Annotated in this window: 11 protein-coding genes; 9 read left to right on the top strand and 2 right to left on the bottom strand. The window is 57.4% G+C overall.

The genetic code is table 11. The features are described from left to right. The first annotated feature begins 196 nt into the window (after positions 1-196). The 4 genes from PZA18_RS14215 to PZA18_RS14200 all read left to right on the top strand — a co-directional run bounded on the left by PZA18_RS14215 (position 197) and on the right by PZA18_RS14200 (position 6,499). On the top strand, positions 197-1,645 hold the full coding sequence (locus tag PZA18_RS14215; RefSeq protein ID WP_284101519.1) for an OmpP1/FadL family transporter: 1,449 nt from the start codon (positions 197-199) through the stop codon (positions 1,643-1,645). A gap of 180 nt (positions 1,646-1,825) precedes the next feature. Next, positions 1,826-4,201: a 3-hydroxyacyl-CoA dehydrogenase/enoyl-CoA hydratase family protein gene (locus tag PZA18_RS14210; protein ID WP_308447390.1), complete on the top strand. Its 2,376-nt coding sequence runs from the start codon at positions 1,826-1,828 to the stop codon at positions 4,199-4,201. Positions 4,202-4,358: 157 nt separating this feature from the next. Further along, positions 4,359-5,564 (top strand): acetyl-CoA C-acyltransferase, encoded by a 1,206-nt coding sequence (locus PZA18_RS14205; RefSeq protein ID WP_284101517.1) that lies wholly within the window; start codon positions 4,359-4,361, stop codon positions 5,562-5,564. Between the two features lie 365 nt (positions 5,565-5,929). Beyond that, positions 5,930-6,499, top strand: coding sequence for a chalcone isomerase family protein (locus PZA18_RS14200; RefSeq protein ID WP_284101516.1), 570 nt, complete (start codon positions 5,930-5,932; stop codon positions 6,497-6,499). Positions 6,500-6,593: 94 nt separating this feature from the next. Here PZA18_RS14200 and PZA18_RS14195 read toward each other — a convergent pair whose 3' ends face one another. Next, complete coding sequence (locus PZA18_RS14195) at positions 6,594-7,052, bottom strand: DUF2147 domain-containing protein (RefSeq protein WP_284101515.1); 459 nt, start codon at positions 7,050-7,052, stop codon at positions 6,594-6,596. Between the two features lie 81 nt (positions 7,053-7,133). Next, positions 7,134-7,643, bottom strand: coding sequence for a Crp/Fnr family transcriptional regulator (locus PZA18_RS14190; RefSeq protein WP_284101514.1), 510 nt, complete (start codon positions 7,641-7,643; stop codon positions 7,134-7,136). A 104-nt stretch (positions 7,644-7,747) separates the two neighbouring features. On the opposite strand from PZA18_RS14190, the gene PZA18_RS14185 reads away from it, so the two are divergent. The 5 genes from PZA18_RS14185 to PZA18_RS14165 all read left to right on the top strand — a co-directional run bounded on the left by PZA18_RS14185 (position 7,748) and on the right by PZA18_RS14165 (position 13,705). Continuing rightward, positions 7,748-8,548, top strand: a complete 801-nt coding sequence (locus PZA18_RS14185; protein WP_284101513.1) for a TatD family hydrolase — start codon at positions 7,748-7,750, stop codon at positions 8,546-8,548. A 34-nt stretch (positions 8,549-8,582) separates the two neighbouring features. Beyond that, on the top strand, positions 8,583-9,938 hold the full coding sequence (locus PZA18_RS14180; RefSeq protein WP_284101512.1) for an aspartate aminotransferase family protein: 1,356 nt from the start codon (positions 8,583-8,585) through the stop codon (positions 9,936-9,938). Positions 9,939-9,993: 55 nt separating this feature from the next. Continuing rightward, on the top strand, positions 9,994-10,554 hold the full coding sequence (locus tag PZA18_RS14175; RefSeq protein ID WP_284101511.1) for a TetR/AcrR family transcriptional regulator: 561 nt from the start codon (positions 9,994-9,996) through the stop codon (positions 10,552-10,554). Between the two features lie 106 nt (positions 10,555-10,660). Next, positions 10,661-11,740, top strand: coding sequence for an alkene reductase (locus PZA18_RS14170; RefSeq protein WP_284101510.1), 1,080 nt, complete (start codon positions 10,661-10,663; stop codon positions 11,738-11,740). A gap of 537 nt (positions 11,741-12,277) precedes the next feature. Beyond that, positions 12,278-13,705 (top strand): RCC1 domain-containing protein, encoded by a 1,428-nt coding sequence (locus PZA18_RS14165; protein WP_284101509.1) that lies wholly within the window; start codon positions 12,278-12,280, stop codon positions 13,703-13,705. The last annotated feature ends 5 nt before the right edge of the window (positions 13,706-13,710 follow it).

The following is a 13,710-nucleotide window of genomic DNA, read 5'->3' as shown; positions in this document are numbered from 1 at the left end:
AGCCTTGTGTTATGCTCGGCCAGTTTGTTTGGCGGTCTGGGAAGTGCCTCCGGACTGCATTCGAAGCATCCCGCCATCAAGCACCGCCGCAAGTTGTATAGCCCAGCGGTCGTGGGTTGGTTTGAAAGCGAGCCGGAACACCGGCCGAGCAACAACTAGATACACCCATCCCTGATTAGTAAGGAGCGATGACAAAATGAGGAAAACCCCGCTAAGCCTTTCCATCATGCTGATTGGCCTTGGCGCCGCTGTTGTTTCTGGCGGTGCAATGGCTTCTGGCTACCATTTCGGTACCCAGTCCGTCAGCTCTCAGGGGACTGCGAATGCGAGTGGTGTCGAGGCAAACGACGCAACCGTGATTTTCTCCAACCCAGCCGGCCTGAGCCACGTCAAAGGCACAACTGCCTCAGCCGTGCTCGACATCGTGATTCCTGAGGCAAGCTTCACCGACAAAGGTTCTCGTACCCTGCTCGGCAAGCCTACAGGTGGCGGCGATGGCGGCAAATTCGCCAGCACCACTGCCGTGCCGCACTTCTTCCTGTCGCACCAGATCAGCGACAAAGTGACGTTTGGCCTTGGCACATTCGTTCCGTTTGGTTCGCACACCAAATATGACGACAACTGGGTAGGTCGCTACAACGTCAAGGAAACCGATCTGAAGACGCTGGCAATCAACCCTTCGGTGGCTTTCAAGCTAACTGACAGCATTACGCTGGGTGGGGGTGTAACTGCCCAATATATTGAAGGCAAGCTGACCAAGAGCGCCGATTTCGGTTCTGGCGCCGTTGCAGCACTGGCCCGCGCCGGCCAGATCAGCGCCGCGCAAGCCGCCGCACTGACACCCGTCATGTCTGGCAACCCGACCTATGACGGCAGCGTTGTCGTGAAGGGGGATGACTGGGGCTACGGCTACAACCTCGGCCTGATGTTTGAACTCGATGCTGGTACTCGCTTCGGCATCGCCTACCGCTCTGCCATCAAGCACGAGCTGGCTGGTACCGCTGACTGGACCGTTCCGCAATCCCTGGCCACTAGCCCTCTGGGGGCTGCAGGCGCATTGGTTCTGGCCGATCTGAATGGCCGCTATGTTGATAGCGGTGCATCGCTCAACATTGATACACCAGAATCATTCTCCATCTCCGCCTATAAGCAGATTGGTGACAAAGCAGCGCTGATGGCCGACATCACCCGCACACGCCATTCCCGCTTCAAGGAATTGAGAATCGACTTCCATTCGACCCTGGCGGATTCAAACACCCCGGAAAACTGGAGTGACACCACCAAGGTATCGTTTGGCGGAACCTATCGCTTGTCCGACGCTCTATTGTTGCGTGCCGGTATTTCGTACGACCGCTCGCCAGTCACCGATCAGAATCGCACGCCGTCGATTCCTGACAACGACCGCAAGTGGTTCTCGCTGGGCGGAAACTGGGCAATCAATAAAGACAGTTCGCTCGACTTCGCCTACTCTTTTGTCAAGCTCAACAAATCGACGATCAACACCTTCGACAACGGTGGTGTGACCGACAAAGATGGCAAGCCGACTTGCGATTCAACCCGTAACACCTCCAGCTGCGCGACCATCGTCGGTGAATACGACGTCAAGTCGAGCATCATTGGAATTCAGTACAACTATCGCTTCTGATAGCCGTTTTGCTGGCGCGACAACACGAGCTGCCGCGCCAGCAGTTTTGAAACCCGCTCGTAACGGATGCTCGGAAAATTCAGCTTGCATGCACTTTTAAAGCAAGCGCTTGGCAGAAAGCTGGATTTTGCGAGCCTCCGACTCACTCAGACTTCGAGGAAGACCATGTCTCAAAGCACGATGTCTCATAACAAGTTCGTCGTCCGTAAGGTGGCGGTGCTTGGCGCCGGTGTCATGGGCGCTCAAATCGCCGCACACCTCGCCAACGCTAATGTCGAAGCGATTCTGTTCGACCTTCCGGCCAAGGAGGGCAACCCGAACGGCATCGTGCTGCGGGCGATTGAAAACCTCAAGAAACAGAATCCGTCCCCAGTTGGCGTCCGGTCCCGTGCCGAGGCCATCAAACCTGCCAATTACGACCAGCACCTGCACTTGCTGAAAGACTGCGATCTGGTAATCGAAGCCATTGCCGAACGCATGGACTGGAAGTTGGGTCTGTACGAGAAAGTTGCGCCGCATCTGGGCGAGAAGACGATTTTCGCGACCAATACATCCGGCCTCAGCATCAACAAGCTAGCCGAAGGTTGCCCGGCCAGCATGCGCCCCCGCTTTTGCGGTATCCACTTCTTCAACCCGCCGCGCTATATGCATCTGGTTGAAATCATCCCTTGTGTGACCTCTGATGCCGAGATGCTGGATCAGCTCGAAGGCTTCCTGGTCACGACACTGGGCAAGGGTGTTGTCCGCGCCAAGGACACCCCCAACTTTGTTGCCAACCGCATTGGGGTGTTCTCGATGCTGGCTGCCATTCACAACGCAGCCAAGTTCGGCATCCGTTTTGATGTGGTTGACGACTTGACCGGCCCGCGCCTCGGTCGGCCCAAATCTGCCACCTTCCGCACTGCAGACGTCGTTGGCCTGGACACCTTCGCTCATGTGGTCAAAACCATGCAGGACACCCTGCCAAACGATCCTTGGCATGCCGAGCTGTTCAAGTCACCCGAGTGGCTGACCAAGCTGATTGAGGCCGGTGCGCTGGGCGCCAAGACCAAGGTCGGTATCTACAAGAAGGAAGGCAAGACCAAACTGGTCCTTGATCCGGCCGCCGGCAACTACGTTGAAGCCAACAAGAAGGGCGATGACGCGGTCAAGGAGCTGATGAAGATCAAAGACCCGGCCAAGCGTTTTGCCAAGCTGCGCGAGTCCAAGAATGCAGAAGCCCAGTTCCTGTGGGCCTGCTTCCGTGATGTCTGGCATTACATTGCCTACCACCTGTCGGATATTGCCGATAACGCCCGCGATGTGGATCTAGCAATCCGCTGGGGCTTTGGCTGGTCGGAAGGCCCATTCGAAACCTGGCAAGCCGCTGGCTGGCAGCAGATTGCGGAATGGGTCAAGGAAGACATCGCCGCGGGCAAGGGCATTGTCAATGCCGAATTGCCGGCATGGGTGTTTGATGGCCGTACCGGCGTTCACGCACCGGAAGGCTCTTACAGTGCCAGCGGCAACAAGCTGGTTGGCCGTTCCCAGCTCGATATATACAAGCGCCAGCTGTTCCCTGCCCGTCTGGTTGGCGAAGCAGCGCCCGTCTATGGCGAAACCGTATTCGAAAACGATGGTGTACGCGCCTGGACCACTGGCGACGAGCTGCTGGTTGTTTCGTTCAAGTCCAAGGCTCACTCAATCGGCCCAGCGGTACTCGAAGGCGTCAACAAGGCCATTGACCTTGCAGAAGCCCAGTACAAGGGCCTGGTGATGTGGCATACCGAAGAGCCGTGGTCGGTAGGTGCTGATCTGTCCTCGATGCTGCCCGCCTTCATGCAGCAGGACTGGGCCTCGATCGAGTCGATGATCAAGTCCTTCCAGGACACCTCGATGCGCATCCGCTACAGCCAGATTCCGGTTGTAGCCGCCACACAGGGCTACGCATTCGGTGGGGGTTGCGAGTTCCTGATGCACTGTGATCGCGTGGTTTCCCATCTCGAAACCTATATCGGCCTGGTTGAAGTGGGTGTCGGCCTGTTGCCGGGTGGTGGTGGCTGCAAGGAATTTGCGCTGCGGGCCGCGCAAGAGCAGAAGGGTGACCTGTTCGCCGCGCTCAAGGACTACTACATGGCCATCGCGACTGCCAAGGTTGGCACCAGCGCCATGGAAGGCCAGGAGATTGGCTATCTGCGCAAGTCGGACCTTGTGGTATTCAACCAGTACGAACTTCTGCACGTTGCCAAGCAACAAGCCTTGGCAATGGCCGAGTCCGGCTATCGCCCACCGCTGCGCGTTACCGGCTTTGCCGTAGCCGGCCGCACCGGTCGTGCCTCGATCCGTGGCCAGCTGACCAATATGAAGGAAGGTGGCTTCATCAGCGAGCACGACTACTTCATCTCCGACCTGATTGCTGAAGTCATGACCGGTGGTGACGTCGAAGCCGGTACGCTGGTTGACGAGCAGTGGCTGCTCGAAATTGAGCGCCGCAACTTCCTGACCTTGCTGAAGAACCCCAAGACCCAGGAACGTATTGCCTACATGCTGCAATACAACAAGCCACTGAGAAACTAAACACGCAGGACATCCGTTGCAGTCGGTGGCCACCGTGCCCGACCGCAACGGTTTGAACCTCCGGCCTTCTGCCGTCAGGAAGGCTGACCGGTCGGGGAAACGACCCCCGACCACCCCTCGAGACGAGGGATGAGCGTACCGATTTGGAGAATCCGAAATGACCAAGCAAGTACAAGAAGCGTATATCGTTGCCGCCACGCGCACCCCGGTCGGCAAAGCCCCGCGCGGAATGATGAAGCATGTGCGCCCAGACGACATGCTGGCACATGTCATCCGCTCTGCCATGGCCCAAGTGCCATCGCTGGACCCTGCCAGCGTGGAAGATGCCGTTGTCGGCTGTGCCTTCCCCGAAGGCGAACAAGGGCTGAACTTTGCCCGTATCGGCGTTCTGCTGGCTGGCCTGCCCAATACTGTTGGTGGCATTACCATCAACCGCTACTGCTCGTCCGGCATAAACGCCGTACAGATGGCTGCAGACCGCATCCGTATGGGTGAGGCTGATGTAATGATCGCTGCAGGTGCAGAGTCGATGTCGATGGTGCCGATGATGGGTAACAAGATTGCCCTCAACCCCGACATTTTCTCCAGGGATGAAAACGTCGGCATTGCCTATGGCATGGGCCTGACCGCCGAAAAAGTAGCCGAACAATGGAAAGTCAGCCGCGAAGATCAGGACGCCTTTGCCGTTGAGTCCCATCGCCGTGCCATTGCCGCAATCGAGTCTGGTGAATTCCGCGACGAAATCAGCCCGCTCAAGGTGCAATATCGCACCCCGAATCTGGCGACCGGTGAAGTCGATATCCTCGAAAAGCTGCTCGACACCGATGAAGGCCCACGCCGTGATACCACACCAGAAGGTCTGGCCAAGCTGAAAACTGTTTTTGCGGCCAAAGGTTCGGTCACTGCCGGTAACAGCTCGCAGATGTCGGATGGCGCAGGTGCCGTCATTCTGGTCTCTGAGAAGGCCCTGAAGCAGTATGGCCTGACGCCGCTGGCGCGTTATGTCACTTTCGCCGTCAAGGGCGTGCCGCCCGCCATCATGGGGATCGGCCCGAAGGAAGCCATCCCTGCCGCTTTGCGCCAGGCCGGACTGACACTCGACGATATCGGCTGGATGGAACTGAACGAAGCGTTTGCTGCTCAAGCCTTGGCCGTCATTCGTGACCTGGGTCTTGATACCAGCCGCGTCAATCCGCTGGGCGGCGCTATTGCTCTGGGCCACCCATTGGGCGCAACCGGCGCAATCCGCGCCGCTACCGTGGTTCATGGCATGCGTCGCCGTGGCATGGCCGGCAAGTACGGCATGGTCACCATGTGTATCGGTACCGGTATGGGTGCCGCCGGGATCATCCAGGCCCTGTAACAAGAAAAGCCGGCGTTTGTGACGCCGGCTTTTTTCTTGGCACGTCGCAAAACACCCGGCCTTTACTCTGCAAAAAATTTCCCCGCATAAACAAAGCTTAAGCGATTGGCACAAGCATCTATGCCGTAAACCGTACCTGCGATGAAAATTCGCTATCCGCTTCGTTGTGCAATGAAAAGGCCGCTTTTTGCGTCAATTGCTGTAACAATTTCACTGCATTCGACTATCATAGCTCGGCGCCGTCAGCGCTCGGCGTGGTGGTTTCGCCTCCCCTGACAAACCGGGATCCGGTTTTCAGGGCTGCATAAAACGCCCAAGCCCAATAGGCGTTGCCACGTTTCAAATGGCCAGATAAGGAGAATATTGTGCGCAAACTGCTTGTTGCTGCCTGCCTCGCCACGGCGAGCCTTTCCGCTGCAGCTTTGGAGTTGCAGGGAGTCAAACTCGAAGACGCTACCAAGTTAGCCAACACCGAGCTGGTATTGAATGGCGCAGGCTTGCGGACCAAGTTCGGCATTGCCAAGGTATACGTGGCCGCGCTGTACTTGCCCCAGAAGAACGCCAATGCCGACGCAATCATCAACGCCAATACCCCGCGCCGGATCGTCCTATCCATGCTGCGCGATGTCGAGTCGGAAAAGCTGCATGACTCCCTGATGGATGGCCTCAAGGACAACACCAGCGAATCAGAACTCGCAGCCCTGCAACCGAAAATCCGCGAAATGAACGCCATTTTCTCTTCGGTTAAGGAAGTCAACAAAGGGGATGTGGTGACGCTGGATTTCCTGCCTGGCAAAGGCACCCAGATTTCACTGAAGGGCCAGCTCAAAGACGTTATCGGTGGCGATGACTTTGCGAAAGCCATGCTCAAAATCTGGCTTGGCAAGAATGCCGTCAGCAATGACCTGAAAGCCGGCTTGCTGGGCAGCAAATAAGCCACAGCAGCCACATTGAAAAAGAGCGGACACAAGGTCCGCTCTTTTTGTTTGTCAGTACACATTGCGCGCTGACAGAGGCCTGCTTACTGCCCTATTTCGCTTCGGTATCGCGCAGCCAGATCTGACTGCGGCCCAGCAGGGAGAAGCCTAGAAAACCCCTGACCTTCAGCTTGCTACCGCCCTCGATCACTTCCATCTTGGCGCTATAAACACTGCCATTATCCGGATCAAGGATCTCGCCGCCGGCCCAACTCTCACCATTCTTTTTCATCCCCCACAGAAACACCATCCCGATCACAGGCTTATCCTTGCGATCCCCCTTGCACTTATCGCAGACGGGGTTATCGGGCTCACCGGGTTTGGGGTAGTTTTTAAGGATCTTGCCCTTGATCTCACCCGCTTCTTCATAGATCTGCACCAAGCCACGAGGCTTGCCGGTGTTATCGTCAATAGTCTTCCAGTTACCGATCGGGGATGGGGATTCGGCGGCCCAGGCCGAGGAACAGAGCAGACCTGCAAGAAGGGTGGCTGCCAAAGGTAAAGCACGCATCAGTTGTCTCCGGTTTGATTTTTGCGAAAGCAGCAGATTACAAAGCAAGCGCTCGCCATGCAATCCATCAATCCACCGGGTTCAAGGCAAGTAGTCTACGAGCAAGCCAGTCGCTCGCCTTAATCGCTGGGACAGCAAGCGGCCAAGCCGTAGCATGATCTTCAGGGCAATGCCAGGGCGGTCCCGACACAAAGCCTGAAATGCGTCGCGAGACAGGATGGCAATCACCGAGTCCGTTGCGGCGGTTACTGTGGCCGAGCGCGGCTCGCCGTCCAGAATGGCCATCTCTCCAAACATTTTGCCAACCGACATGCTGTAAACCGGCTTGCCGGTGTTTTCGTCATTCCGCTTGGAAACGGTCAACCGGCCGTCCAGCACCACCCCCATATATGAGGCCGGATCCCCCTCACGGAACAGGACCGTGCCAGCCGGTAGCTGATAGGCCTTGATCACGCCGGCAAAGTAGTTCATTTCCTGCTTATCCAAATCCGCCAGGGCCTCGGCAATGTCGAGCTTCTCCCGCGCTGCCTTGTCGCGCAGCAGATCAAAGACATCCACCTTCATAGTCTTGAGTGAGTGATCCTGCAGCATGGCACAGCCCTCTGGCTCGGCTATCTACCAAGTATAGTTCGTCCCATCAGGCCGTCCCTGCCCGATTTATACTGGAGTTTTGGTTCAGGTTTTACAGACATTTCATGTTGTCTTTCATCGACACCCACTGCCATCTGGATGCGCCAGAGTTCACTGCCGACCGCGACGCCGTGGTAGCGCGCGCCCAGGCAGCCGGCGTACAGACACTGGTGGTTCCGGCCATCACTGCTGGCACGCTCGATTTGACCTTGGCAATGCGGCGTGCCTATGGCTGTCCCCTTGCGCTGGGCCTGCATCCTATCTACGTCGACCAGCACGATACTGCTGCACTCACAACGCTCAGAGCCAGGGTCGAACAGGAAATGCCCGTGGCGATTGGAGAAATCGGCCTGGACTTCTTTGTGGATGGGCTGGATCGAGAGCGTCAGCTGGAGGTCTTTCGTGCCCAGCTCAAGCTGGCACTGGAATTCGACTTGCCAGTATTGCTGCATGTGCGACGCGCACAGGATGAGGTACTGCGCGAGCTGCGTCGCTATCGGCCTCGTGCCGGCATTGCCCACGCCTTCAACGGCAGCCGGCAGCAGGCCGATGCCTTTATCAAACTCGGCTTCAAGCTGGGATTCGGTGGCGCCATGACCTTCGAGCGAGCCTTGAATTTGCGCCGTCACGCCGTTGAGCTGCCGCTGGAGAGCATCGTGCTTGAAACCGACGCGCCTGACATCTCTCCGGAATGGGCCTACAAGCAGCGCAACGAGCCGGCCTACCTGCCCCGGATTGCCACGGTACTCGCCGAGCTACGCCAGATCGACATCGCCACCGTTGCCGCCCAGACCAGCGAGAATGCGCGCCAAGTATTGGGTCCCGTGGCTATCACGAAACCGATGGCCGCATCCCTGCCGCAGTGAGTTCATCCGCTGCGCTTTCAGAAAGGAAATCCCGATGCCCGCGATACTCTCGCCCCAGCGTATCCAGGATCTGACTCAGATCGAGCAACGGCAATTTGCACTGGCCCGCCCCCAGTCCCAGGCTTTGTCGGTTGAGGCCAGCGAGCACATGCTGTACGGCGTCCCGCTGCATTGGATGCGTGACTGGCCACTACCTTTCACCCTGTTTATCGACCAGGCACAAGGAGCACACCTGACTGACGTCGATGGCCACCGCTACGTTGACTTCTGCCTTGGCGATACTGGTGCGATGTTTGGCCATGCCCCGCCAGCGCTGGCCGACGCACTCGCCTCGCAGGTCGCTCTTGGCATGACCGCCATGCTGCCATCCGAAGACGCCGTCGAGGCCAGCCGCTTGCTGAGCGCCCGCTTCAATTTGCCTTTCTGGCAATTCACCCTGAGCGCCAGTGATGCCAACCGCTTTGTCCTGCGCTGGGCCAGAGCCATTACCGGGCGGCGCAAAGTGCTGGTATTCGACGGTTGCTATCACGGCACCGTCGATGACACGCTGGTTGACTACGACCAAGGCCAGACGCACTGGCGCGCCAGCCTGCTCGGCACAACCCATGCCCGGCCAGTCGATACCGTCGCCGTCGAATTCAACGACCTCGCAGCGCTGGAGGCAGCGCTGCGCAGTGGCGAGGTTGCCTGCGTGCTGGCAGAGCCGGTCATGACCAATGTCGGCATGGTCCTGCCGCAACCTGGCTTCTGGGAAGCGGCCAACACCCTGATCCGCCAGCATGGCAGCCTGCTGGTCATGGATGAAACCCATACCCTCAGCACCGGGCCGTCCGGTTATTGCGGTGAACATCGCCTGCAGCCGGATATGCTGGTGATCGGCAAGGCGATTGGCGGCGGCCTGCCCTGTGCGGTCTACGGCTTCAGCGCGAGCGTTGCCAGCCGCATGCAGAACGCCAAAGACCATGCCCCGGACGGCCACTCCGGGATAGGTACTACCTTGAGCGCCAACCTGCTGACGACGCGTGCCATCCGCACTACGCTTGAAAGCCTGATGACGACAGCAGCTTACGCCCACATGGGCCAGCAGGCCGAATCGCTGGCACGAGGACTGGAAGCACACATTACCCGCCATGACCTGCCCTGGTGCGTCACCCGGATTGGCGCACGGTGCGAATTCCAGTTCTGCAGCGTACAACCCCGCACCGGCCAAGAAGCCCGAGCGGCGATGAATGATGCACTCGAAGCGCTGATCCACCTCTATCTACTCAATCGCGGTGTCCTGATCACGCCATTCCACAATATGCTGTTGGTCAGCCCGCATACCCGGCCGGACGATGTCTCTCGCCTGCTGGCGGCCTTTGGCGACTGCCTGGATGCACTTTGTGCTTGACCCAACCCCTTACCCAGGCGCATAGTTCAACTTAGTTATCTAACTTAATAAAACCATGGCCCGAAGTAGTGATAAACGCGAGCGCCTGCTGGATGCCGCCCGCACCCTCTTCCATACACAAGGCTTCGCCCAGACCACGCTGGCCGATATTTCGGCGGCTTCGGGTGTGCCCTTGGGGAATGTCTATTACTACTTCAAGACCAAGGATGAGTTGGTCGAAGCCGTTGCCGCCGACCACGAAGCCCAGTTTCAGCAGTTTGTCGAAGAACTCGAAGCGGCCGAGCCCAGTCCCAAAGGCCGGTTGTTGCGCTACCTGGCAACCATTCACGAGCAGCGGGACTCCCTGAAGAGCCACGGCTGTCCGGTTGGCACCTTATGTCTTGAGTTGGCCAAAGCCGGGGCCGCAACGGCAGAGAAAGCCGATGCGGTACTTCGCCTGAAGTTTGACTGGCTGGAAGCGCAATTCCGGGCAATGGGTCGGGACGATGCCTCATTCCTGACCGAACGCCTGCTCGCTTCATTGCAAGGTTCTGCGCTGCTGGCAAACGCCTTGAATGACTGCGACATTATCTGCCGCAATCTGCATTGGTCTCGACAATGGGTTGAGGCCCTGTAGGTTCTGTAAAAGGCGCTGCAAGCTTGGCGCACCAGGATGCACTTTGCCGTATCAGACTTTCAATTGATTTTAGTTAGCTACCCAACAACAGGAGTTTCCCATGCCCATGCAGCAACTTTTATCGCCGACACCACTTGGCCCTTATACCCTCGCTAATCGTGTCGTCATGGCGCCGATGACTCGCAGCCGTGCCGGTGCCGGCAACGCGCCGCAGGCGTTTACGGCCACCTACTATGCCCAACGCGCCAACGCAGGTCTGATCATTACCGAAGCAACTCAGGTCACCCCCGAGGGGCAGCCCTATATCGCCACACCGGGCATCCATAGCAACGAACAGATTGCAGCCTGGAAACAGGTAGCCGATGCGGTGCATGCCGCGGGTGGCCGCATCTTTCTGCAACTGTGGCATGGCGGCCGTATCTCCCATCCGGACATTCAGCCCAATGGCCAGTTGCCCGTTGCGCCGTCCGCCATCCGGGCTCAGGGCCAGGTCTATACCATGAATGGCCTGCAAGAGCTGGTGACGCCCCGCGCACTGGAAACCGCAGAAATTGCCGATGTGGTCGAGCAGTATCGTCACGGCGCCGCCAACGCGCTGGCGGCCGGCTTTGATGGGGTCGAAGTTCATGCCGCCAACGGCTACCTGATCGACCAGTTCTTAAGGGATGGCAGCAATCAGCGGCATGACCAATATGGTGGCACCGTCGAAAACCGTGCGCGCTTCCTGTTTGAAGTGCTGGATGCCGTCGTTGCGGAATGGGGCGCCGAGCGTGTCGGTGTACGCCTGTCGCCGGTGGTTGGCTTTAACGATATGCGCGATAGCGCCCCACAAGCCCTGTTTGAATACGTTGCCACCAATCTGAATCGCTATGGGCTGGCCTATCTGCATGTGATTGACACTCCCTCCGATGACCCCACCCAGGCATTCAACTTTGCCGCCCTGCGCGCCCGGTATCAGGGCACCTACATTGTTGCCGGTGGCTATAGCCGGGAAACCGCCGAAGCTGCGATTGATCGTGGCTATGCCAGCCTGGTGGCCTTCGGCAAACCCTTCATTTCCAACCCCGATCTGGTAGATCGCTTCCGCCACCAGGCACCACTGGCTGACTGGGATCCCTCCAGCTTCTACGGTGGCGGCACGCAGGGATACATTGATTACCCGACCTTGCAAGGCGAGCCAGCCTGAATCTGCCAGTAATTAAGTGTGCATCCAAAGACCCGGATTTCCGGGTCTTTCTATTTGAAATCAGAGTTTACTCATCAGACAACCCTCTGCACCGCAATCATCCATTTCAGAGAATAAATTAGGAATAGAAAAGTATAAGCCCAGCCATATAACTCGACATCGAACTGCAACCTATTCAAGCCGACTCACCATAGCACAACCAAATCTTTTCTGAAGTTTGAAGTCAACGTCACTTGCTCGCCGTCTTAAGCCCTCTCCATCTCTTGTTACTATTACCGTTGAACGGCGCCAATTGCTTGTATTGGCGAAACTTCAGACAACTTCTTGAAAGCAGGCCCGGAAGATACTTGGAGTATTGCAATACAAGTCAGTTAAAATATGCAACTGCATTTCTTTCACAAGCCCTGACAAAATTTTCTTGCCTCCATTTAAACATGCTTCGCATATAGATTTTTAAATAGCCACCTATCTCTTTTAAATAAGCAGATCTTTCAAATGACTCATCCATAAAACCCGGATGCCTCTAAAGGATATCAAATGCCAACAAAACCATTTCTGCCTTCCCCCCTATTCCACGCCCTGCTTGCTGTCGGATTCAGTCTGGGCGGCCCGCTTGCTCAGGCTGCCAGTCCGCAAGTTCAAGTTGGTCTTTATCATTCCGTACACGTCGATGAGAAAGGTCAACTCTGGAAATGGGGAACGACCTTTCACCGCTGCCCGGCTATCACAACCGGCCAATGGGTTAGTGGCGCAGGGCCCGAGAGGCTGGTAGACAAGGTTTCCAACGCTGCCGCTTCGTTTACTAATACTTATGCCATTCGCGAAGATGGTAGCTTGGGCTATTTCTATCTAAGTTCAGAGAACCTGTTCACCCCCATCGAAGGTACCTATCGCAGCGTTTCCGGTGCATTCAGTCATTGGGCCGGCGTGCGCACCGACGGCACGATATGGAGTGAAGGCAACAACGAGTCAGGCCAGCTAGGTAATGGCACCACCACCTCCAGCAGCGGCATCGCTCAAGCCAGTGGTAGCGGCTATACACAGGTTTCCCGAGGGGCCAACCACGTGCTCGCACTCAAACAGGACGGCAGCGCCTGGGCCTGGGGCAGCAATGAAAAAGGGGAGCTGGGGTTGGGTACCATGCCGAACCCATCCTCTCTGCCCAGCAGCATTCCAGGTCGTTATGCCGCCGTTGCAGCGGGTGACGCCACCAGCTATCTGATTGATACCAATGGCAAGTTATGGGCTGTTGGAAATAACGCGGAAGGCTATCTGGGTCTTGGGCACAAGCAGGCAGTCATCACACCGACGCTGATTGGTAGTGGTTATCAAGCGGTTTATCCCGGCGCCACCCATACACTGGCACTCAAAGCCGACGGCTCACTCTGGGCCTGGGGGAGCAATACGGCAGGTCAGCTGGGGTTGGGACATACCGATGCACAGCTGACCCCCGTCAAAGTGGGTGATGGCTACGTCACAGCAGGTGTCGGCAATGGGGTGTCCGTTGCGGTTAAGTCAGATGGTAGTGTCTGGGCCTGGGGAAGCAACCAATGCGGTGAGCTCGGTACAGCCTCCAAAAATCCCAAAATGGAAACCAGCCCGGTACTCGTTCCCATCCCCCAGACAGCCGCCGTCAGCCCAAGCGGAGATGCCAAGGACTTTTCACTATCAGTCCTGCTGCCGCGATGGTCACAGGATACCAACCAGCCGGTGAAGGTCTACATTGCAGCGTTTCTGCCGGATGGCGGGATTCTGATGCGTGAGGGCAAGCAGTGGGTGCCGTTCCGCAAGCCTATCCCCATCGCCTTTGACGAACCCGCTTCATACGACAGCATCAAGATTTCCGTGCTGGAACATATGGACGTCAGCCAGGTTCCTCGGGGCACTCGCATTGCCGTTGGCTATGGTCAGACTGAACAGGATATGCTCAACGGCAAATACCAGTTTGTGCACACGCTGCGCTAGGCTCT

This window comes from Parachitinimonas caeni, from assembly GCF_030129945.1.
In the GTDB taxonomy this organism is placed as follows: Bacteria; Pseudomonadota; Gammaproteobacteria; order Burkholderiales; family Chitinimonadaceae; genus Parachitinimonas; species Parachitinimonas caeni.
The sequence above is the reverse complement of the archived record's forward strand: the minus strand, read 5'-3'. Positions and strand labels throughout refer to the sequence as shown.